Source organism: Sphingomonas folli (genome assembly GCF_019429525.1).
GTDB lineage: Bacteria > Pseudomonadota > Alphaproteobacteria > Sphingomonadales > Sphingomonadaceae > Sphingomonas > Sphingomonas folii.
Map to the genome: position 1 here is coordinate 101,777 of NZ_JAHXZL010000005.1, position 21,633 is coordinate 123,409.

General features: G+C 73.7%; 19 protein-coding genes. 10 read left to right on the plus strand and 9 right to left on the minus strand.

The features are described from left to right. Positions 1-25 precede the first annotated feature (25 nt). A complete protein-coding gene (locus KZ813_RS09210) occupies positions 26-346 on the minus strand; it encodes a DMT family transporter (RefSeq protein ID WP_219754690.1) in 321 nt (106 codons plus the stop codon). A 368-nt stretch (positions 347-714) separates the two neighbouring features. Here KZ813_RS09210 and KZ813_RS09215 point away from each other — a divergent pair, with 368 nt between their 5' ends. Both KZ813_RS09215 and KZ813_RS09220 read left to right on the plus strand, forming a co-directional pair. Further along, entirely contained in the window at positions 715-972 is a 258-nt protein-coding gene (locus KZ813_RS09215) for a hypothetical protein (RefSeq protein ID WP_219754691.1), read from the plus strand. A gap of 97 nt (positions 973-1,069) precedes the next feature. After that, positions 1,070-1,984: a crotonase/enoyl-CoA hydratase family protein gene (locus KZ813_RS09220; protein ID WP_219754692.1), complete on the plus strand. Its 915-nt coding sequence runs from the start codon at positions 1,070-1,072 to the stop codon at positions 1,982-1,984. On the opposite strand, the gene KZ813_RS09225 is transcribed toward KZ813_RS09220, so the two are convergent. After that, positions 1,981-3,924: a putative bifunctional diguanylate cyclase/phosphodiesterase gene (locus tag KZ813_RS09225; RefSeq protein ID WP_219754693.1), complete on the minus strand. Its 1,944-nt coding sequence runs from the start codon at positions 3,922-3,924 to the stop codon at positions 1,981-1,983. The two genes, KZ813_RS09220 and KZ813_RS09225, sit on opposite strands and share 4 nt — an antisense overlap. Before the next feature lie 172 nt (positions 3,925-4,096). Between KZ813_RS09225 and KZ813_RS09230 the strand changes: the two genes are divergently transcribed. The 5 genes from KZ813_RS09230 to KZ813_RS09250 are packed head-to-tail and all read left to right on the plus strand — an operon-like array spanning position 4,097 to position 9,089. Beyond that, complete coding sequence (locus KZ813_RS09230) at positions 4,097-4,549, plus strand: MarR family winged helix-turn-helix transcriptional regulator (protein ID WP_219754694.1); 453 nt, start codon at positions 4,097-4,099, stop codon at positions 4,547-4,549. A gap of 4 nt (positions 4,550-4,553) precedes the next feature. Further along, positions 4,554-6,557, plus strand: coding sequence for an FUSC family protein (locus KZ813_RS09235; protein ID WP_219754695.1), 2,004 nt, complete (start codon positions 4,554-4,556; stop codon positions 6,555-6,557). Then, positions 6,554-6,778, plus strand: a complete 225-nt coding sequence (locus KZ813_RS09240; RefSeq protein ID WP_219754696.1) for a DUF1656 domain-containing protein — start codon at positions 6,554-6,556, stop codon at positions 6,776-6,778. The genes KZ813_RS09235 and KZ813_RS09240 overlap by 4 nt, the downstream gene beginning before the upstream one ends. A gap of 5 nt (positions 6,779-6,783) precedes the next feature. Further along, positions 6,784-7,671 carry an efflux RND transporter periplasmic adaptor subunit gene (locus KZ813_RS09245; RefSeq protein ID WP_219754697.1) on the plus strand — a complete coding sequence of 296 codons (888 nt, stop codon included), beginning with the start codon at positions 6,784-6,786 and terminating at the stop codon, positions 7,669-7,671. Beyond that, positions 7,668-9,089 (plus strand): efflux transporter outer membrane subunit, encoded by a 1,422-nt coding sequence (locus KZ813_RS09250; RefSeq protein WP_219754698.1) that lies wholly within the window; start codon positions 7,668-7,670, stop codon positions 9,087-9,089. The genes KZ813_RS09245 and KZ813_RS09250 overlap by 4 nt, the downstream gene beginning before the upstream one ends. Positions 9,090-9,269: 180 nt before the next feature. Here the strand turns inward: KZ813_RS09250 and KZ813_RS09255 are convergent, their stop codons facing one another. The 4 genes from KZ813_RS09255 to KZ813_RS09270 all read right to left on the minus strand — a co-directional run bounded on the left by KZ813_RS09255 (position 9,270) and on the right by KZ813_RS09270 (position 13,856). Then, positions 9,270-9,959 carry an AcvB/VirJ family lysyl-phosphatidylglycerol hydrolase gene (locus KZ813_RS09255; RefSeq protein WP_308461842.1) on the minus strand — a complete coding sequence of 230 codons (690 nt, stop codon included), beginning with the start codon at positions 9,957-9,959 and terminating at the stop codon, positions 9,270-9,272. A 68-nt stretch (positions 9,960-10,027) separates the two neighbouring features. Beyond that, the gene (locus tag KZ813_RS09260) at positions 10,028-12,367 is read right to left on the minus strand and encodes a xanthine dehydrogenase family protein molybdopterin-binding subunit (RefSeq protein WP_219754699.1); all 2,340 of its coding nucleotides are present in this window, start codon (positions 12,365-12,367) and stop codon (positions 10,028-10,030) included. Further along, entirely contained in the window at positions 12,364-13,353 is a 990-nt protein-coding gene (locus tag KZ813_RS09265; protein ID WP_219754700.1) for an FAD binding domain-containing protein, read from the minus strand. The genes KZ813_RS09260 and KZ813_RS09265 overlap by 4 nt, the downstream gene beginning before the upstream one ends. Further along, entirely contained in the window at positions 13,350-13,856 is a 507-nt protein-coding gene (locus KZ813_RS09270; RefSeq protein ID WP_219754701.1) for a 2Fe-2S iron-sulfur cluster-binding protein, read from the minus strand. Before KZ813_RS09270 ends, KZ813_RS09265 begins: the two co-directional genes overlap by 4 nt. 210 nt (positions 13,857-14,066) lie before the next feature. On the opposite strand from KZ813_RS09270, the gene KZ813_RS09275 reads away from it, so the two are divergent. After that, the gene (locus KZ813_RS09275) at positions 14,067-14,792 is read left to right on the plus strand and encodes a glutamine amidotransferase (protein WP_219754702.1); all 726 of its coding nucleotides are present in this window, start codon (positions 14,067-14,069) and stop codon (positions 14,790-14,792) included. An 11-nt stretch (positions 14,793-14,803) separates the two neighbouring features. Here the strand turns inward: KZ813_RS09275 and KZ813_RS09280 are convergent, their stop codons facing one another. Both KZ813_RS09280 and KZ813_RS09285 read right to left on the minus strand, forming a co-directional pair. Then, positions 14,804-15,526, minus strand: a complete 723-nt coding sequence (locus KZ813_RS09280; protein WP_219754703.1) for a helix-turn-helix transcriptional regulator — start codon at positions 15,524-15,526, stop codon at positions 14,804-14,806. A 126-nt stretch (positions 15,527-15,652) separates the two neighbouring features. Then, a complete protein-coding gene (locus KZ813_RS09285) occupies positions 15,653-16,243 on the minus strand; it encodes a glutathione S-transferase family protein (protein WP_219754704.1) in 591 nt (196 codons plus the stop codon). Positions 16,244-16,409: 166 nt separating this feature from the next. Here KZ813_RS09285 and KZ813_RS09290 point away from each other — a divergent pair, with 166 nt between their 5' ends. Then, positions 16,410-16,589, plus strand: a complete 180-nt coding sequence (locus KZ813_RS09290) for a hypothetical protein (RefSeq protein WP_219754705.1) — start codon at positions 16,410-16,412, stop codon at positions 16,587-16,589. A gap of 196 nt (positions 16,590-16,785) precedes the next feature. Here the strand turns inward: KZ813_RS09290 and KZ813_RS09295 are convergent, their stop codons facing one another. Beyond that, positions 16,786-17,628 carry a hydroxypyruvate isomerase family protein gene (locus KZ813_RS09295; RefSeq protein WP_219754706.1) on the minus strand — a complete coding sequence of 281 codons (843 nt, stop codon included), beginning with the start codon at positions 17,626-17,628 and terminating at the stop codon, positions 16,786-16,788. Positions 17,629-17,713: 85 nt separating this feature from the next. Here KZ813_RS09295 and KZ813_RS09300 point away from each other — a divergent pair, with 85 nt between their 5' ends. Next, complete coding sequence (locus KZ813_RS09300) at positions 17,714-21,286, plus strand: hydantoinase B/oxoprolinase family protein (protein ID WP_308461843.1); 3,573 nt, start codon at positions 17,714-17,716, stop codon at positions 21,284-21,286. Positions 21,287-21,633 lie beyond the last annotated feature (347 nt).

Genomic DNA, 21,633 nt, shown 5'->3' on the forward strand with positions numbered 1-21,633 from the left:
CGCCGGTCGTCACGCGCGCCGGTCGTCACGCGACCGCGAAGAGCTTGGTGCCGACGACGCCGACGATGATCAGCCCGATGAACCCGACCTGCGTCAGGTTGAGCGTCTCGCCGAACAGCACCACGCCGAGCACCGTCACACCGACCGCGCCCAACCCGGTCCACACCGCATAGGCGGTGCCCGCCGGCAGGCCGCGCATCGCCAGCGCGAGCAGCCCCATGTTGACGAAGCTCAGCACGATCGGGATCGTCGAGACGAGCAGGCCGGGGCGCATCGCCGCCCATTTGAGGCTGAGCGCCCAGATGATCTCGGTGACCACGGCAACGCCGAGGATGAGCCACGCCATGAGAGGTTCCTTGTCGCGGGCTCGGGGAGGAGGCCGCGGCCGGAAACCCGGGAGAGGCCGCGAAGGCGCGCCCGATACGCGCCGGTGCGGGCGCTGTCCAGGGCAGCGCGCCGGCCCCCGCCTCACCGGTGACCGCCTGCACGCCCGCGCTGATCGGGCCCTCCCGGGCTGGATCGTAGCTTGGCCCAGGCCTCAGGCTTCGCCTCGCCGGGACCCGATCGCCCCGGTGGGTCGCGCGCCACGCGTGCCGGCCATGGCTCCCGGCCTGCACGACGAGACGCGGCCCCCTTCTCTACCCTGGGGTGGACCGATGCGGATCGCCCGGCATAGACGGCGATCCGCGCGGCGATCGAGAGGGGGCATCCGTCATGGCGAGGAGGAAACGCTATCTGACCGCGACGCTCGCCGACGGCTACGTCAAGACGATCGGGCCGACCGCGGCGCCGCTGACGCATTATTGGCGCATCGTCGCGACGCTCCACGACGGCCGCACCGAGGTGTTCTGGGGACATGAATCGTCGCGCCGCGCGGCGCTCGCCAAGCGCGTCCCCGCCGAGGGGGCGGCGCGCCAGCGCGGCTGGCGCTCCTTCGAGTTCGAGGTGGTCGCGTTACAGGAATACGACTGACGGATCATCGCGGGACGCATAACAGCGCCAGCATCCGCGGCCGCTCCGGGATATTCTTCTCACGCAGCAAGGTGCTGCAAGAGAAGAGGAAAACACCATGACTGTCGAACATCCTCCGGTCGTCCCCGGGCCGCGCCACCGCCTCCAGCACGCCGACCCGGCCGAAGCGGGCGCGCGGCCGCTGTTCCGGCTCGACCAGCTCGACGTGAGCTTCGACCCCGCGCTGGACACCTTGTGGACCTATATGCGCCCGCGCACGCGGCCCAGCTTCAACCCCGACCTGCTGCGCGACTTCGTCACCTGGCAGGAGGACATCGCGCTCGCCTGCGCCAGCGGCGTGATGCCGATCCGCTACCTCGTGCTCGGCTCGCACTTCCCCGGCGTGTTCTCGCTGGGCGGCGACCTCGGCCTGTTCGCGCAGCATATCCGCGCGGGCGATCGCGAGTCGCTGGTGCGCTACGGCCGCGCCTGCGTCCAGATCCTCCACCGCAACATGACCGGGCTCGACCGGCCGATCGTCACGATCGGGCTGGTCGAGGGCGACGCGCTGGGCGGCGGGTTCGAGGCGCTGCTGTCGTTCAACGTCGTGATCGCCGAGCGCGGCGCTAGCTTCGGACTGCCCGAGACGCTGTTCGGGCTGTTCCCGGGCATGGGCGCGCACTGCTTCCTGTCGCGCCGGCTCGGCGCCGCCCGCGCCGAGCAGATGATCCTGAGCGGACGCACCTATGGCGCGGAGGAGCTGTACGACATGGGCCTGGTGCACGCGCTCGCCGCGCCGGGCGAGGGGCGCGGCATGGTGGCGGACTATATCCGCCAGAACCGTCGCCGCCACAGCGCGCACTGCGCGATCTACGAGGCGTCGCGCGCGGTGAACCCGCTGCCGCTCGCCGAGCTGGAGGCGGTGGTGGAGCTCTGGGCCGACGCCGCGCTGCGGCTGAGCGAATCGGACCTCAAGCTGATGCGGCGGCTGACCGGCGCGCAGACCCGCCTGCTCGATCGCGCCGCGGCCTAGGCGTTCCCCGCGCGCAGCCGGGTGCCGGCGAACATGGCCGCGACCATGTCCGCCGGCATCGGTCGCGCGAGCAGATAGCCCTGTACCGCGTCGCAGCGCGTGCGGCGCAGCTGGTCGAGCTGCCCTATCGTCTCCACGCCCTCCGCGACGGTCCGCATCCCCAGCTTGGCCGCGAGCTCCACCACGGTCTGCACGATCGCGATCGAGGCCGGGCTATGGTCGAGGTCGGTGATGAAGGAGCGATCGATCTTCAGCGTCTGGAACGGGAAACGCGTGAGATAGCTCAGCGCAGAATAGCCCGTGCCGAAATCGTCGAGCGTGGTGTTCACCGCCAGCCGATTGAGCGCCTTCAGCGCCGCCAGCGACGATTCCACGTCCTCGAGCAGCACCGACTCGGTCACCTCCAGACTAAGCCGCCCCGGCGCCAGTCCGGTCGACTCGAGCGCGCTGATCACCACCGCGGGCAGGTTGCTCGCCCGCAGCTGCACCGGCGAGAGATTGACCGCGACCGAGACGTGCGCCGGCCAGTCGCGCGCGGTGCGGCAGGCCTGGTGGAGCACCCAGTTGCCGATCGCGACGATCTGGCCGTTGTCCTCCGCGATCGGGATGAACTCCGCGGGGGAGACCGCGCCGTGGCGGCGATTGGTCCAGCGCAGCAGCGCCTCGCATGAGCCGATCCGCTCGCCCGCGAGATCGTAGATCGGCTGATACACGAGGTGGAACTCGCCGCGGTCCAGCGCGCCATGCAGCTCCGCGGCGAGCTCGCGGCGGCGCTCGATCTTCTCGTCCATCGCGGGCTCGTAGAGCGACATCTGCCCGCGCCCGCTCTCCTTGGCGCGGTACAGCGCGAGGTCGGCGTTCTTCAGCAACGTGTCCGCGTCGGTGCCGTCGCGTGGCGCCACCGCCACCCCCACCGAGACGCTCGAGCGCAGGCGGTGGCCGTCGCACTGCGCCGGCTCCGCCACCACCTCGAGCAGCCGCCGCCCGATGGCGACCGCCTCCTCGGGGCGGTTGAGCGCGCAGACGATCGCGAACTCGTCGCCGCCGAGCCGCGCCACCGTGCCGCAGCCGGCGAAGGTGCGCCGCAGCCGCTCCGCCACCGCGATCAGCAGCGCGTTGCCGGCGAGATGCCCGAACGTGTCGTTGACCTCCTTGAAACGATCGAGGTCGAGCCACAGGAGGGCGAGCACGCCGCCGCTCGCCTCCACCTCGCCGAGCCGCGCCTCGAACTGCTCGCGGAAGGCGGTGCGATTGGCCAGGCCGGTCAGGTCGTCGCGGCGCGCCATGCTGGCATTGTGCTCGGCCAGGGCGGCCTTCTCGTGCGAGACGAGCACCGCGCGCAGGATCGCCTCATAGGTCTGCAGCGTGATCTCCATCATCGCGACGACGAACAGCAGGATCACCGCGGCGAGCACGGCCTTGAGCGGGTCGAGCGCGATCAGCAGCCCGATGACGAGCGGCAGCGAGGCGCCGCAGAGCTGGCTCAGCGCGATCGAGGGGCGCCCGGCGTTGCGCCCGGCGATGCCGGCGGCATAGCCGATCGCGGTGGTGACCGCGAGCAGCTGGAGCACGCCGTGATCGGTGCGCGTGAGCGTCAGCAGCCCGAACAGCCCGAGCAGGCCGGCATAGCTCAGCGCGCCGAGCCGGTAGCCGCGCTCCTGCCGTCGCACCGCCGCCCCCGCGACCGCCTGATGGTGCAACCGCACCGCGTCGACGATCCGCACCACCCCGACCAGGCCGATCATCACCGCGCAGCCGGCGAGCCAAGCGTCGCGACTGACCAGGGCGACCACGGTGGCGATGACGCTGCTCGTCAGCGCGCCGATCACCAGCGACTGCGGCGAGGCGTAGAGCGACTCGACCAGCGTGGCCCGGACCGCCGCGGTGATCCGCTCGTCCGAATGTCGCAGCTGCCGCAGCCGGTGGATCAAACGCGCCATAACTTCCTCATGCGCAGCAACTATCTACCTTCTCTAAAGACCCACCTTAACCGGCGTTGGTATCCGCTGGTGACCAGCCCAACGACTTGTGGGCGGCGCCGTCCGGGCGGCGCGGTGAAGGAACTCGGCTAGCTCCCTTGCACGTCTTTGGATAGATAGCTAACTAACGAACGTGTCCGATCCCGCCCTCGTGACCGCGCGTCACCTCACCACATTGCTCGTCCCACTGGCGCGCACCTATCGCCGCCATCTCGACCGCGGGTTGGCCGAGCTGTCGCTATCGCACTCCTCGGCGCTGGCGGTGATGCTGCTCGGCCGGATGGAGGATGGTGTCCGCCAGGGCGCGCTGGCCGAGCAGCTCGGCGTGGAACCGCCGACGGTGGTGCCGATGCTCGACCAGATCGAGCGCGCCGGCCTCGCCGAGCGCCGCGTCGACCCCGCCGACAAACGCGCCAGGACGCTCCATCTCACCGCCGCGGGGCGTGCGCTCGCCGTCGAGGCGGAGGCGCGCTCGGCCGAGATCCGCGCCGCGCTGTTCGCCGGGATCGACCCGGACGAGATCGCGACCGCCGGCAGGGTGCTGGAACGGCTCGCGCGCGCGCTCGCCGCCGCCGACGAGGCGTGACGCGATGAGGGTCGGACCGCGCGAGGTCGTCTTCTCGGCCAATTGCTTCGCCGCGGCGATGCTGGCGCTGTACGTCTCGTTCGCGCTCGGGCTCGACCGTCCGTTCTGGGCGATGGCGACCGTCTACATCACGAGCCAGCCGCTGAGCGGCGCGGTGCGCTCCAAGGCGGTGTTCCGCCTGCTGGGCACGGTCGTCGGCGCGAGCGCGGCGGTGGTGATGGTCCCGCTGCTGGTCGACGCCCCGCTGCTGCTGTCGCTCGCGCTCGCCGGCTGGGTCGCCGCGTGCCAGTTCGTCTCGCTGCTCGATCGCACGCCGCGCTCCTATCTCTTCATGCTCGCTGGCTATACCGCGGCGCTGATCGGCTTCCCGACCGTCGGCCACCCGGAGGCGATCTTCGAGGTCGCGGTGTTGCGCGCGCAGGAGATCGGCATCGGCGTGACCTGCGCCGCGCTGGTCCACGCCGCGGTGTGGCCGCGCAGCGTCACCGCGCTCCTCGGCGCCCGGGTGCGAACGCTCCTGGCCGAGGCCGAGCGTTGGGTCGCCGACGCGCTCGCGCCCGCCGCGCTGGAGCGCGCCGACCGGGAGCGTCGCCGCCTCGCCGGCGACGTCACCGAGCTGCACGTGATGGCGACGCATGTCCCCTTCGACACCGCCGCGGCGCGGCCGACCCGCGCGCTACTGAGCGCGCTGCAGGATCGCTTCGTGCTGCTGCTGCCGCTGGTCTCCGCGGTCGAGGACCGGCTCCGCGCCGTCGCGGCCGAGGGCGAAGTGCCCGCCGACGTGGCCGCGCTGGTCGAGGACGTGCGCGCCTGGGCGAGCGACGCCGGCGCGCACGACCCCGCCGCCCTGGTCGCGCGCGCCGACGCGCTCGCCGCGACACGGACGCCGGCGGACTGGCGCGGGCTGCTCATCGCCAACCTGCTCGACCGGCTGCGCGAGCTGGTCGAGGCGCTCGACACCGCGCGGCTGGTCGCGGCGCAGGCGATCGATCCCGCCGCCGCGCCGCCGGGGCGGGTGCGCGCGCTGCTGAGCGAGCGGCGGCGGCGGCCGCTCCACCGCGACCTGCCGCTCGCCCTGCTGTCCGCGCTCGCCACCTTCGCCGCGATCCTGGCGTGCTGCGGCTTCTGGATCATCACCGCCTGGCCCGAGGGCGCGGTCGCGGCGATGATCGCGGCGGTGGTATGCTGCTTCTTCGCCACGATGGACGACCCGGTGCCGGCACAGCGCGGCTTCCTGATCTGGACCGCGGCGTCGCTGCCGCTGGTCGCGCTCTATCTCTTCGCGCTGCTGCCGCTGGTCCACAGCTTCGAGACGCTCGCGCTGCTGCTCGCGCCCGCGCTGCTGGTGCCCGGCGCGCTGATGGCGCTGCCGCGCTGGTACGGACGGATGATGCCGCTGCTGATCGGACTGGCGGGCGGGCTGGCGCTGACCAACGGCTTCACCGCCGACGCCGCCGCCTTCTTCAACGGCAGCGTCGCGCAGCTCGCCGGCGTCGCCGCGGCGATGGTGGCGACCCGGCTGTGCCGCAGCCTCGGCGCGCGCACCGCGCTGCGCCGCCTGCGCCGCGCCGGCTGGCGCGAGCTCGCCGAGCTGGCGGCGCGGTCCGGCCCCGCCCCGCTGGCGGCCTGGCAGAGCCGCATGCTCGATCGCGTCGGGCTGCTCGGCGCGCGCGTCGGCGACCTCGAGCAGGGCGACCGCGACGCGGGCATGGCGGCGCTGCGCGAACTGCGCGTCGGCGTGAACCTGGCGCAGCTCGCTCCCGCCAACGACACCGGCGGCGACACCGTCGCCGCGCTGCGCGCCGATGTCGCGGCGCATTATCGCGCGCTCGCCCGGGGTCAGACCGGGGCGCCCGATCCGGCGTTGCTCGCGCGGCTCGACGCGGCGATCGCGGCGGCGCTGGCGGAAGCGCCGGCCCCGCGCGCGCGCCTCGCCGCGCTGACCGGGCTGCGCCGCAACTTCTTCCCCGCCGCGCGCGAACTCGATCCCGCGAGCGCGGCGGCATGAGCGGCGAGATCGACCTCGCGGGCGTATACGTCCACCCGCTGCTGCTCGCCGCGGTGCTGGCCTTCGTCGCCGCCGAGACGATCGGCTGGGCGCTGGCGCGGCTCGGCCTCTACCGCTTCGTCTGGCACCGCGGGCTGTTCGACGTCGCGCTCACCGTCATCCTCTGGGCCGGCTGCGCCGCGCTCCTCGGCGGCACCGCGCCCGCCGCTCTCTTCGGCTAGGACATATGAGAAAGATCGTCATCCTCCGCGTCGCCGTCACGCTGGTCGTGGTCGCCGTCGCCTGCCTCGCGGCGCAGCGGCTGTGGATCCACTATGAGGAGGAACCCTGGACCCGCGACGGCCGCGTGCGCGCCGACGTGGTCCAGGTCGCCCCCGACGTGTCCGGCCTCGTCACCCAGGTGTTCGTGCGCGACAACCAGCCGGTCGCGGCGGGGACGCCCCTGTTCGAGGTCGACCGGCCGCGCTACCGGCTCGCGGTGGCGCAGGCGCGCGCGGCGATCGCGGCGCAGCAGGTGCAGCTCGCCCAGGCGCGGCGCGAGGCGCGGCGCGACCGCGCGCTCGGCGACCTGGTCGCGGGCGAGGTGCGCGAGCAGAGCCTCGCCAAGGTCGCGCAGCTCGAGGCGACGCTGGCGCAGGCGCGCGTCGCGCTCGACACCGCCGAGCTCAACCTGGCGCGAACCCTGGTGCGCGCGGGCGTGGCGGGCACGGTGACCAACCTCGACCTGCGCCCCGGCGACTATGCCAGCGCGGGCCACCCCGCCTTCGCGATCATCGACCGCGCCTCGCTCCACGTCATCGGCTATTTCGAGGAGACCAAGCTGCCGCGTATCCACGTCGGGGACGCGGTGCGCGTGCGGCTGATGGGGGAGGACGGCGCGCTCGCCGGCCATGTCCAGAGCATCGCCGGCGGGATCGAGGACCGCGACCGCAGCGCCGGCGCCAACCTGCTGGCCAACGTCAACCCGACCTTCAGCTGGGTGCGGCTGGCGCAGCGCATCCCGGTGCGCGTGACGATCGACCGCCTGCCCGCGGGCACCGCGCTGGTGGTCGGCCGCACCGCGACGGTGGAGGTGGTTCCCCGCGCCCCCGCCGCCAGGGAGCATCGCGCGTGAGCCCGCGTCGCCTCGCCCCCGCGCTGCTCGCCGCGCTCCTGGCCGGCTGCGCCGCGGCGGGCCCCGACTACCACCGGCCCGCCACCGCGGTGATCGAGCGGCCGAGCGCGACCGGCGCCTTCGTCTCGGGCGAGGAGGCTGCCTATGCGCCGACACCGCTGCCCGAACACTGGTGGCGGCTGTACCGGGATCCGGTGCTCGACCGGCTCGTCACCGCCGCGATCGCACACAACACCGATCTGCGCGTCGCCGACGCCAATATCGCGCGCGCGCGCGCCGCGCTCGACCTCGCCGAGACCGATCGCGCCCCGCAGACGCAGGTCGAGCTCGCGCCGGGTTACGCGCAGCGCTCCGCCGAGGAGGAGCTGTTGCCCGGCGCGGCGCTGCCCGCCGCCCCGGTCTACGCGGGCCGGGTCGGGGTCTCCTACCAGCTCGACCTCGCCGGGCAGGTGCGCCGCGCAATCGAGGCCTCCACCGCCGACGTCGCGGCGACGCGTGCCACCTATGACACGGTCAAGGTCACCGTGGTGGCCGACACGACGCGCGCCTATGTCGACGCCTGCGCCGCGGGGCGCGAGATCGGCGTGGCGCAGCGCGCGCTCGCGCTGCAGCAGCGCACCACCGCGCTGACGCAGCGGCTGGTGCGCGCCGGGCGCGGCATCTCGCTCGACGCGACTCGGTCGCGCGCGCAGGAGGAGCAGGTCCGCGCGACGCTGCCGACGCTGCTCGCCGCGCGGCAGGTGGCGCTGTTCCGCCTGGCGACGCTCACCGGGCGGCCGCCCGCCGAGTTCGACCGCGACGTCGCCGCCTGCGCGCTCGAGCCGCGGCTGGAGCGTCCCATCCCGATCGGCGACGGCGCCGCGCTGCTGCGCCGTCGCCCCGACGTGCGCCGCGCCGAGCTGCTGCTCCACGCCGCCACCGCGCGGGTCGGCGTGGCGGAGGCGGCGCTCTATCCGCGCGTGACGCTCGGCGCCTCGGCCGGATCGGTCGGGCTGCTGCGCAACGCCCTCGCGGGCGACACCTATAAATTCTCGCTCGGGCCGCTGATCAGCTGGGAGTTCCCGAACCGCCGCCGTGTGCGCGCGCGGATCGCGGGCGCGCAGGCCGAGACCGACGCCGCGGTGGCGCGCTTCGACGGGGTCGTGCTCGCCGCGCTGCGCGAGACCGAGACCGCGCTGACCGTCTACGCGCGCGACCTCGACCGCCGTGCGGCGCTGGCCCAGGCGCGCGCGCAGGCGGCGCGCGCGGCGAGCGACTCGGAACGGCTGTTCACCGCGGGGCGGACCGGCTTCCTGCCGGTGCTCGACGCGCAGCGCACGCTGATCGGCACCGAGCAGACGCTCGCCGCGGCGGACAGCCGGCTGGCGGCCGACCAGGTCCAGCTGTTCCTCGCACTGGGCGGCGGCTGGGAGGTGTGAGCCGCTCTACTCCTCCCCGCTCGCGGGGAGGTGGCAGCGCGTCAGCGCTGACGGAGGGGGCTATCCGCGCACGGACCGGTCCGTCTGGGGCCACGCCCCTCCACCACCCGGCCGCGCCGGGCGGTCCCCCTCCCCGTACCGGGGAGGATCTCAGCGCGCGACCTCGCGCACGCGTCACAGTCAGCGCTGGTCCGCCCGCGCCACCGCCGCCAGCACGTGGCGCAGCAGCCCCTCGGCGTCGTGGTTGATATTGTGCCCGCCCGGCATCGCGACCTTGCGCACGTTCGGCAGGTCGAGCAGCGGGCACAGGCTGTCGTCCTCCTCCGCGCCGTAGATGCAGGTCAGCGGCGTCCAGGTCAGCGTCCGCGCCGTCCTCACCGCGACGCTGTCGGGCGTGCCGTGATAGGCCCAGCCGGTCGGGTCGGCGCGGTAATAGACCGCGTCGCCGGGCAGCACGAGGATCACCCCCGCCACGCGCGCGCGCAGCTCGGCCGGAAGGTGCACCATCCCGGTCTGGACGATGTCGGCGCCGTAGGACTGGCCCATCACCACCAGCCGCCGCGCGCCGGTCCGCGCCAGCGCGGTGCGCACCGCCTCGGCGACGAAGGCGTCGACCTCGGCGCGGGTGCGGCGCCGACGGAAATAGACCGGCGAGGAGATGCCGACCACGCCGATATGATGCTCGGTCAGCCCGCGCGAGGTCGAGGCGCCGAGCAGGAAGCGAAGCCCCATGTCGCCCGAGACGTTGACCACCGCGACGTCGCGCACCGGCGGCCGCGCCGGGTAGACGTGCACCGCCTCGCGGTCGAAATAGCCCGCCGCGGCGACCGCCGCGCAGACGAAGGCCGAGCTGACCAGGCTGACCCGCACGCCGCGCCAGAAAGCCGAGCGCGGGCGCCGCCGCGAACGCGCCGCCGAGCGCCCTCCCCACCGCGGCGCTATAGCAGTTTGTCCAGCGTGATCGGCAGGTCGCGCACGCGCCGGCCGGTGGCGTTGTAGATCGCGTTGGCCACCGCCGCACCGACGCCGGTGATGCCGATCTCGCCGACGCCGTGCGCGCCCATCGGCGTGTGCGGGTCGGGGATGTCGGTCCAGATCACGTCGATCTCGGGCACGTCGAGGTGCACCGGCAGGTGATATTCGGCGAGGCTGGGGTTCATGATCCGGCCGTTGCGCTCGTCGAACTGGGTCTCCTCCATCAGGGCGAGGCCCAGCCCCATGATGATGCCGCCGCGGAACTGACTCGCCGCGGTCTTGGCATTGAGGATGCGCCCGCAGTCGAACGCGCCGAGGAAGCGGCTGACCCGCGTCTCGCCCGTCACCGCGTTGACCTTTACCTCGCAGAACAGGGCGCTGTGCGAGTGCATCGACCAGTGCATCAGCTCGAGCGGCGGCGTGCCGGCCTTGGTCACCGTCACCTGGTCGCGCTGCGCGCGCGCCAGGATCGAGCCGTAGCTCTCGCGCCGCGCCGCGTCGTCGAGCTTGGCCAGCCCGCCCTCCTCGCTGCCGACGTCGGCCGCCGACAGACCGGCGAGCGGCGAGTCGTTGCCCGCCAGCGTCAGCAGCTCGGCCACCAGCGCGTTGTGCGCGGCGATCACCGCGGCGCCGATCGCGGCGGTCTGCTGCGACCCGCCCGCCATGATCGCGCCGGGGATGGCGGAGTCGCCGTAGGCGACCTCGACCCGGTCGAGCGGCAGGCCGAGCCGCTCGGCGGCCACGATCGCGGTGGTGGTGGAGGTGCCCATCCCCATCTCGGCCGCCGCCACCTCGACCAGCGCGCGCACGCCGTCGCTGTCACGGCGGAGCGTGATCCGCGCCTCGGCGCCGGGCATACGATAGTACGGGTAGGTGCCGGTGGCGCAGCCGGTGCCCACCAGCCACTCGCCCTCGCGCCGCGTCCCCGCCGCGCCCCGGTCCGACCAGCCGAACCGCGCGGCGCCGTCGCGCCACGCCGTGTCGATGTGGCGCGACGAGAAGGGCAGCCCCGTGGTGGGGTCCTTGTCGGGCTCGTTGCGCAGCCGCAGCTCGACCGGGTCGATCGCCAGCGCCTCCGCCAGCTCGTCGATCGCGGACTCGAGCGCGAAGGTGCCCACCGCCTCGCCCGGCGCGCGCATGAAGGTGTTGGCGAGCATGTTCATCTGCGCCACCTCCACCTGCAACTTGATGTTCGGGCAGGCATAGCCGGCGCGGGTGCCGAGGATGAACGGCTCGGGCATATTGTTGTGCGGCGTCATCACCGACAGGCCGGTGTGGATCAGCGCCTCGAACCGTCCGTCCGCGCTGGCGCCGATCGCGACCCGCTGCTCGGTCAGCGTCCGCCCGCCGACGACGCGGTACACGCCCTCGCGCGAGAGCGCGATCCGCACCGGCCGCCCGGCCATCTTCGCCGCGGCGGCGCCGATCACCTGATGGTCCCACAGCCCCTTGCTGCCGAAGCCGCCGCCGACATAGGGCGAGGTCAGCCGCACCTGCTCTGGCGCCAGGTCGAACACCTCGCCGAGCGTCTGCGCCTGCTGGGTCACCATCTGGCTGGCGTCGTGGATCACCAGCTCGTCGCCGACCCAGGCGATCGTCGCGGCGTGCGGCTCGATCGGGTTATGGTTATGCCGCGGCGTGCGATAGGTCGCGTCGACCTTCACCGCGGCCTTCGCGAGCGCGCCCTCGGCATCGCCGATCTCGTTGAGCAAGGGCTGTCCCATGAACAGGCCCTGCGCGATGCCATTGGCCTTGGCGCCCGCGAGCGAGGTGGTCGAGGGCTCGGGGGCGTAGCTGACCTCGACCAGCGCGGCGGCATGGTCGGCCTGCTCCTGCGTGTCGGCCAGCACCGCGACGATCGGCTGACCGTTCCAGTGAACGCGATCGTCCTGGAAGATCGTCAGGTCGGCGGGGCCGACGCCGTTCGGGGAGGAACCGAACGCGGGCGGCTTGTTCATCCGCGGCGCGTTGAGATGCGACATCACCAGCACCACGCCGGGCGCCGCCTCGGCCGCGGCGCCGTCGATCGCGGTGATGCGGCCGCGCGGGATGGTGGCGTAGACCAGCGCGCAATAGGCCATGTTCTCGAAGCGGAACTCCGCCGCGAACTGCGCCCCGCCCTGCACCTTGAGCGGCCCGTCGAGCCGCGAGACAGACGTGCCGATCAGCCCGTGCTTGTGCTGGATCAGCGGGTCGGGGACGCCGCCGGGGATCCAGCTGTCGGGCGCGAGCGGGACCAGCTTGGTCATCGCGCCCTGCACCAGGCCCTGCGCGCCCTGCTTGACCGTGTCGACGATGCTCATGCCGCCTCTCCCTTGACCAGCTCGCCCAGCACCGCGGCGAGCGTCCGCCCCGCCAGCGCCGGCTTGAACGCGTTGTGCCGCAGCGGCGCGGCGTCGGCGAACTCCAGCGCCGCGGCGGCGTGGATCGCCTCGGGCGTCGCCGGCCCGCCGCGCAGCGCCGCCTCGGCCTTCAGCGCGCGCCACGGCTTGTGCGCCACCCCGCCGAACGCCACGCGGACGTCGCCGACGCGCTCGCCGTCGAGCTCGATCGCCGCCGCCACCGAGATCAGCGCGAAGGCGTAGCTCGCCCGGTCGCGCACCTTGCGATAGGTGGAGCGCGCCGCCAGCGGCAGCGCGGGCAGCTCGATCGCGGTGATCAGCTCGCCCGGCGCCAGCACCGTGTCGCGCTCGGGCGAGTCACCCGGCAGGCGGTGGAAGTCGGCGATCGGCACCGTCCGCTCGCCGCCAGCGCCCGCGACATGGACCCGCGCGTCGAGCGCCACCAGCGCGACGCACATGTCGCTGGGATGGGTCGCGACGCACGCCTCGGACGCGCCGAGCACCGCGTGGATGCGGTTGAAGCCCTCGCGCGCGTCGCACCCCTCGCCCGGCGCGCGCTTGTTGCAGCGCGAACCGTCGGTGTCGTAGAAATAGGTGCAGCGCGTGCGTTGGAGCAGGTTGCCGCCCACCGTCGCCATGTTGCGGATCTGCGCCGAGGCACCCGCCAGGATCGCGCGCGACAGCATCGGGTAGCGCTCGCGCACCGCGCGATGTTCGGCCAGCGCGGTGTTGCGCGCCGCCGCGCCGATCCGCAGCCCGCCGCCGTCGGTCTCCTCGATCGTGGCGGAGAGGCCGGTGACGTCGACCAGCGCCTCGGGTCGCGCCACCGTCTCGCGCATCAGGTCGACCAGGTTGGTGCCGCCGCCGAGATAGGCGGTGGCGCCCGCCGCGCCGAGCCGCAGCGCCTCGGCGGCGTCGCCCGCGCGGGCGTAGGAGAAGGGGGTCATGCCGCCCACTCCGCGGCGACCGTGGCGCGGATCGCGTCGACGATGCCGTTGTGCGCGCCGCAGCGGCACAGGTTGCCGCTCATCCGCTCCTGCACCTCCTCGCGGGTGAGCGCGACCGCGGCGGTGAGGTCGGCGCTGACATGGCTGGGCACGCCGCGCTCCGCCTCGGCCGCCATGCCGATCGCCGAGCAGATCTGGCCCGGCGTGCAATAGCCGCACTGGAAGCCGTCATGCTCGATGAAGGCCTGTTGCAGCGGGTGGAGTCCGTTCTCGCCCGCCAGCCCCTCGATCGTGGTGACCGAGCGGCCCTCGTACTGCACCGCCAGCGCGAGGCAGGACAGGATCCGCTCGCCGTCGACCAGCACCGTGCAGGCGCCGCACGCGCCCTGGTTGCAGCCCTTCTTGGTGCCGGTGAGATGCAGCGTCTCGCGCAGGTGATCCAGCAGCGACACGCGCGGGTCGGACGGCAGCGCCACCGCCTCCCCGTTGACGATGAGCGACATAAGGGCTTCTCCCGACCTCTCCGATGCGGCGTGGCCGCCGCGTTAACCTATACCAACTTTCGGAAAGCGCGCGCCGTTTTTCGCCGCGGCGCGATACTCAGCCGGGCGCGGCGGCGCGTCATCATGGCGCGCCGGCGCGGCGGGGCTAAGGATAGGGTGAGAGGACGCGCCGAATCGCCGCCGCGTCGCCCACTCCCGCCGAGGTCACCGATGCCGCTCACCGCCGTCGCGATCCGCCACGTCGCCTTCGAGGACCTCGGGCATCTCGACGCCCCGCTGCGTGCCGCCGGCTACGCGATCCGCTACGTCGAGGCGGCGGGCGGCGGCGTCGCCGCGCTCGACCCGCTCGCACCCGACCTGCTGGTCGTGCTCGGCGGCCCGATGGGCGTCTACGAGGCGGCGGAGCACCCGTTCCTCGGCGACGAACTCGCGCTGCTCCGCGCGCGGCTGGCGGCAGGGCGACCGACGATGGGGCTCTGTCTCGGCGCGCAGCTGATCGCGGCGGCGCTCGGCGCGCGGGTCTATCCCGGGCCGGCCAAGGAGATCGGCTACGCGCCGGTGACGCTCACCCCGGCGGGCGACGGGTCGCCGCTCTCCGCGCTGCGCGCCGGTCAGCCAGTGCTGCACTGGCACGGCGACACCTTCGATCTGCCCGCCGGCGCGGTGCTGCTCGCCTCGACGAAGCTATACCATCACCAGGCCTTCGCGCTGGGACCGTACGCGCTCGCGCTGCAATTTCACCTCGAGGCGGACCGGATCGAGCGCTGGCTCGCTGGCCATGCCGACGAGCTGCGCGGCGCGCGGGTCGACCCGACCGAGATCGCACGCGACGCCGCCCGACACGACGCCGCGTTGCGCGACGCCGCCGCCGCGGTACTCGCGCGCTGGCTCGGCGAACTGGGCCACGGCGAACCCGGCCCTCCTCCCAGGGGCTGAGCGAGCGCTCGTCAGAGATCGCTGGCCGGCACCTGGACCGCCGCCTCGCGCCGCGCCGCCATCATCGCCAGCCAGCGCCGCCGCAGCGCCGCGCGGCGCTCGGGGTAGCGCTCGTCGAGGAAGGTGACCCCCGCCAGCCGGTCGGTGCGGAACATGCGGAAGTCGCGGCGCAGCTCGCACCAGGCGATCAGCACGCGCTTGCCGTCCATGTAGCCGACCAGGAACGGCCACACCGTCCGCTCGCTCGGCGCGCCCGCGGCGTCGGCGTAGCCGATCCGCAACTTGCGCCCCTGCAGGCTCCAGGCGCGGAGCCGCGCGACGTCGACCCCGGCGTCGGCGCGCTCGCCCCACGACGGCGGGGTGATCACCGCTGGCTCGTCGATCGCGCCGCGCAGCCGCTCCGGGATCACCGCGGCGACCTTGGCCAGCACGTCCGCGGCGGCACGCGCCAGCCCCTCGTCGGCGTGGACCAGCACCCATTGCGCGCCGAGCACCACCGCCTCGACCTCGTCGGAGGTGAGCATCAGCGGCGGCATGTCGAAGCCGCGCTCCAGCACGTAGCCGATCCCCGCCTCACCGCGGATCGGCACGCGCTGCGCCACCAGCGCCGCGACGTCGCGATAGACGGAGCGCCGGCTGGTCTCGAGCTCGGCCGCGATCGCGTCGGCGGTCATCGGGCCGGGCGCGCGGCGGAGCAGCTGGACGATCTCGAACAGGCGGTCGGCGCGGCGCATGCGGCACAGCCTAGAGGCGCGCGAGCGGCGAGGCGAGCGCGGCGACGAGCGGCGACGCGACGCTCGCCAGGATGAGCAGCGCGGTGACGACGAAGCCCGTCGCGGCCCAGCGCAGGTCGCGCGCGGTCATGCCGCCGGCACCGCGTCGCGCGTCATGGCGCGCTGGAAGGCGGGGCGCTGCGACAGCCGCGCGAGATAGGCGGGGATCGCGCCGTCGCGTGGCATCAGATGCTGCGCCCAGGCGAGCGTCGCCCCCAGCATCACGTCGGCGGCGCTGAAGCGCTCGCCGAGCAGCCACGGTCCTTCCGCCAGCGCCCGCTCGATCCGCGCGACCGCGGCGGTGAAAGCGGGCTCGGGATCGGCCTCGGGCGCGCCGAGCCGCGCGCCGATGGCGGGGCCGAACTCGCCCTCGATCCAGCTCAGCCAGGTGAGATACGGCCCGCGGTCGCGGTCGCCGATCCAGGGCGCCAGCCCGGCGCCGTCGGCCTGGTCCGCGAGATAGGTCGCCACCGCGGCGGACTCGGTGACGAGTATCGCGTCGTCGAGCAGCGCGGGCACCTTCTTGTCGGGGTGCGGGTTCGCGGCGTCGGGGCCGTCGCCGCTGCCATCGCGGTAGCGGATCGTCACGTAGCGCAGCTGATAGGGCACGCCGAGTTCCTCGAGCAGCCAGATGATGCGGGTCGAGCGCGACCGCGGGGCGTGGAACAGCGTCAGCATGGTACGTCTCCTGGGGCCGGGACGGCCGGTGGGGACGGTGTAGGCGCGCCCTGCTGCCAGCGTGGTGGCAGCAGGGCGCGCGGGGCCGGGGTGCGCCCGTCGCGCCACCGCGATGCCGGCGGCCGAGACGCTGGTCAGCGCCTCGCGGACCGCGTAGCACGGAGGGATGGCCGACCGCTTCGAACGACACCGCCAGCCCTGGCGCCCCGACGAGATCCAGAAGCTCCACACCCTCGCGAAGAAGGGCATGGCGCTGAAGGCGATCGCCAAGGCGCTGACGCGCAGTGAGGAGTCGGTGAAGGAGCGGGCCAAGCAGGATGGCCTCTCGATCGCCAAGCTGCACTGAGACGGTAGGAGCGGTGCCTGGCCGGAGACCGAGCCGCATCGCCCTCTCCCGCCGTCATCCCGGGCTCGCCCCAGGGTTCACGGTGCCGCATGTCCGGCGGCCGACGAACTCGCGGCGCGCTTGATCCTGAGACGATCTCAGGACCGCGCCCATCGCGGTCGACGGAGCGACCCACGTAGGCCTGGTCAGCGAACGGTCACGCCGCGCAGGTCTTCACCGCGCGCGCGAGCGCGGGCAGCGGGTCGCCCTTGGGGACGAACTCGTGCGCGAGATAGCCGTCGAAGCCGGTGTCGGCGAGCGCGCGCGCGAACGCGCCCCAGTTGACCTCCTGCGTGTCGTCGAGGTCGTGGCGCCCCGGCACGCCGCCGGTGTGGACGTGACCGATCCAGCGGATGTTCTGGCGGACCGTGGCGATCAGGTCGCCCTCCATGATCTGCATGTGATAGGCGTCGTACAGCAGTTTGACGTGCGGTGAGCCCACCGCCTCCATCACGCGCGCGCCCCAGGCGGTGTGGTCCGCCATATAGTCCTTGTGGTCGACCTTGCTGTTGAGCAGCTCGAGGCAGATCGTGACGTTATTGTCCTCGGCGATCTTCTTAACGCGGTTGAGGCCGGCGATCGTGTTCTCGGCGCCCTGCTCGTCCGACATGCCCTTGCGGTTGCCCGAGAAGGCGATGACGTTGGGCACGCCCGCCTTGGCCGCCTGCGGGATGCCGACGCGATACTGCGCCTCGATCGCGGCGTGGTTCTCGGTGCGGTTGAGCCCGTTGGGGATCTGCATCACGTCCGCGGCATAGCCCATGGTGCAGCGCAGGCCGTGGCGACGCGGCACGTCGTAATCCTTGGGCTCGAGCAGGTCGATGCCGTCCAGCCCGATCTTGGCGGCGAAGGCGCAGAGCTGATCGAGCGGGATCTTGTCGTAGCACCAGCGGCTGACCGACTGTTTCAGCCGCTTCTTCGTCGGCGTCGCCGGCCCGGCGACGGCCGCGCTCGCGGCGAGGGTGAGGGAAGTGCCGATGACCTGTCGCCTTGTGACCATGGACAGAGTGTAGCGCGGCCGTCGGCAGGGGCAAGCCGCCGCGCACCGATCGACAAGCCATCGCGTGGCTGCGATAGCTCGCACCGTGCCGACCGCGTCCCCCGCCCCGCTCCGCCGCATCGCGATCGACCGCGGCGGCACCTTCACCGACGTGGTCGCCGAGCGCGCCGACGGCACGATCGCGGTGGTCAAGCTGCTCTCGGTCGATCCCGGCCGCTACGACGACGCCGCGGTGGAGGCGGTGCGGCGGCTGACCGGCGTGCGCGACGGCGCGCTGCCCCCGCTCGACGTGCGCATCGGGACCACGGTGGCGACCAACGCTCTGCTGGAACGGCGCGGCGAACCGGTGCTGCTGGCGATCACGCGCGGCTTCGGCGACGCGCTGACGATCGGCTACCAGGATCGGCCCGACATCTTCGCGCGCGCGATCGTCCGGCCGCCGCCGCTGCCCGAGCGCGTGGTCGAGATCGACGAGCGCGTCGACGTCGACGGCGCATCGGTGCGCGCGCTCGACCTCGCCGCCGCCGAGCGCGACCTGCGCGCCGGTCACGACGCGGGGCTGCGCGCGGTCGCGATCGTGCTGATGCACGGCTGGCGCTACCCCGCGCACGAGCGCGCGCTGGAGGGACTGGCGCGCGCGATCGGCTTCACCCAGGTCTCGGTGAGCCACCGCGTCGCGCCGCTGATCCGGCTGGTCGCGCGCGGCGACACCACCGCGGCCGACGCCTATCTGTCGCCGGTGCTGCGCCGCTACGTCGACGGGCTGGAGGCGGCGTTCGGCGGCGCGCCCCTGTTCATGCAGTCGTCGGGTGGGCTCGCCGCCGCGCGCGCGGTGAGCGGCAAGGACGCGCTGCTCTCCGGGCCGGCGGGCGGGATCGTCGGCATGGCCGCGGCGGCGCGCGCCGCCGGGGTCGAGCGCGTGATCGGCTTCGACATGGGCGGCACCTCTACCGACGTCTCGTTGTGGGCGGGAACGTTCGAGCGGCGCCAGGAAGCGGTGATCGGCGGCGTCCGCGTGGCCGCGCCGATGCTGCGGATCGACACGGTCGCGGCAGGCGGCGGCTCGATCTGCGGCTTCGACGGCGGCCGCTTCACCGTCGGCCCCGAGAGCGCCGGCGCCGATCCCGGGCCCGCCTGCTACCGCCGCGGCGGGCCGCTGACGGTGACCGACTGCAACCTGATCCTCGGCAAGATCGTGCCCGATCATTTCCCCGCGGTGTTCGGCCCGGGGCGCGACCAGCCGCTCGACCGTGCCGCCGCGGTCGCCCGGCTCGAGGCGCTGCTCGACGCGGTGGAGGCCGCGACCGGCACGCGCCCCGAGGCGCTCGCCGCGGCGGAGGGGCTGGTGGCGATCGCGGTCGCCAACATGGCGAAGGCGATCAAGTCGGTGTCGGTCGCGCGCGGGCATGATCCGGCGAGCTACGCGCTGATGAGCTTCGGCGGCGCGGGCGGGCAGCACGCCTGTCTCGTCGCCGACGCGCTGGGGATGCGCGACGTGCTGATCCACCCGCTCGCGGGCGTGCTCTCGGCCTGGGGGATCGCGCTCGCCGACCGGCGCGCGGTGCGCCAGCGCACGGTGGCCGCCCCGCTCGACGCGGGCGCGTGGCGGACGGTGCTGGAGCAGCTGGCGACGGAGGCGCGCGACGAGCTCGACGGCGAGGTGACGGCCGGGACGACGATCGAGGCGGTGGCGACGCTGCGCTATGAGCGCACCGACCAGGGGATCGAGGTCGCGGTCGGCGACGCCGCGGCGATGCGCGCCGCGTTCGAGGCGGCGCATCGCGAGCGGTTCGGCTTCGTCGGCGACGACGTCCTGATCGTCGAGCGGCTCCAGGTCGAGGCGGTGCGCGCCAGCGCGGCCCCCGAGGCGGTAGCGCCTGAGACGATCCCGGCGGTGCCCGAGGCGATCGCGGTGACGATGGCGGGCGCGACCCATCGCGCACCGCTCCACCGCCGCGCGACGCTCGGCGCGGGCGCGCGCGTCGCCGGGCCGGCGCTGCTGGTCGACTCGACCTCGACCGTCGCGGTCGAGCCGGGCTGGGAGGCGGCGGTGCTGGGCGACGGCTCGCTGCGGCTCACCCGCGTGGCGGCGCTCGCGGCGGGGGCGGGCGACGCCGCTGTCGACCCGGTGCGGCTGGCGATCTTCGCCGGTCTGTTCATGGGGCTGGCGGAGGAGATGGGGTCCGCGCTCCAGCGCAGCGCCGCCTCGGTCAACATCCGCGAGCGGCTCGATTTCTCCTGCGCGCTCTTCGACGCCGACGGGCATCTCGTGGCCAACGCCCCACACATCCCGGTGCATCTCGGCTCGATGGGCGACTGCGTCCGCCACCTGATCGCCAGCCGTGGCGCGGACGGGCGCGGGATGCGCCCGGGCGACGCCTATGCGGTCAACGATCCCTATCGCGGCGGCACGCATCTGCCCGACATCACCGTCGTCCAGCCGGTGTTCGCCGGCGACGACTCGCCCGCCTTCTTCGTCGCCGCGCGCGGGCACCACGCCGACGTCGGCGGCACCAGCCCGGGCTCGATGCCCGCGGACAGCCGCACGCTCGCCGACGAGGGCGTGGTGCTCGACGACGTGCTGGTGGTGGGCGAGGGGCGGCTGCGCGACGCCGAGCTGCGCGCCCTGTTCGCGGGCGGCGCGCATCCGGCGCGCGCGATCGACCAGAACATGGCCGACCTCGCCGCGCAGCTCGCCGCCTGCGCGCGCGGGGCCGCGGGACTCGAGCGGCTCGTCGCCGAGCAGGGACTCGCGGTCGTGGCGGCGTACATGGAGCACGTCCAGGCGCACGCCGAGACGCTGGCGCGCGGCGCGGTGCGGTCGCTGTCGGACGGCGCCTTCGCTTATGCCACCGACGACGGCGCCGAGGTGCGCGTGGCGGTGCACGTCGACCGCGACGCCGGCGCGCTGACGGTCGACTTCACCGGAACCAGCGCGCAGCGGCCGGGCAACACCAACGCGCCGCTGGCGGTGACGCGCGCGGCGGTGCTCTACGTGCTGCGGACGCTGGTGGGCGAGGACACGCCGCTCAACGACGGCTTCCTGCGCCCGGTGACGCTGATCGTGCCGGAGGGCTCGATGCTCAACCCGCGCTTCCCCGCGGCGGTGGTGGCGGGCAACGTCGAGACCAGCCAGGTCGTCACCGACGCGCTGATGGGTGCGCTGGGCGCGATGGCCGCGTCGCAGGGGACGATGAACAACTTCACCTTCGGCGACACGGTCCACCAATATTACGAGACGATCGCGGGCGGCGCCGGCGCGGGCGACGGCTTCGCGGGCGCCAGCGCGGTGCAGACGCACATGACCAACAGCCGGCTGACCGATCCCGAGGTGCTGGAGACGCGCTTCCCGGTGCTGCTGGAGGCCTTCGCGATCCGGCGCGGCACGGGTGGCGCGGGCCGCTGGCCGGGTGGCGACGGCGCGGTGCGGCGTGTGCGTTTCCGCGCGGCCATGCGCGCGAACATCCTGTCGAACCACCGGATCGTGGCGCCGTTCGGGCTGGCGGGCGGCGGCGACGGGGCGGTCGGGGCGAACCGCGTCGAGCGCGCCGACGGGCGAGTCGAGGCGTTCGGCGCGACCGCCTCGGTGGAGCTCGGCGAGGGGGACGTGTTCGTGATCGAGACGCCCGGCGGCGGTGGCTACGGGGATGCGGCGTGAGCGGGTGGGGCTGTCGGTGTCGTCTGAGAGGTGCGGGTCAGGATGATACCATGGTGGGAGCGCCGCCTTTTCTATCGAGCCCGTACCCCGGCGCAGGCCGGGGTCCAGTCTCGGGACGCTCGCGTGAGCCGCTGAAGCCATCCCATCTGGGCCCCGGCCTCCGCCGGGGTGCGGATGGGGTAGAGGGACATTCCTTTTCAAGCCTCCACCCCGGCGGACGCCGGGGTCCAGCTGGGGAACGTGGGTGGTTCTCACATCAGCCTTCCCAACTGGACCCCGGCGTGCGCCGGGGTGGCGGAACGCGCGGCCGGGCTCAGAGATGATCCGCGACCATCGTCTTCTCCCCA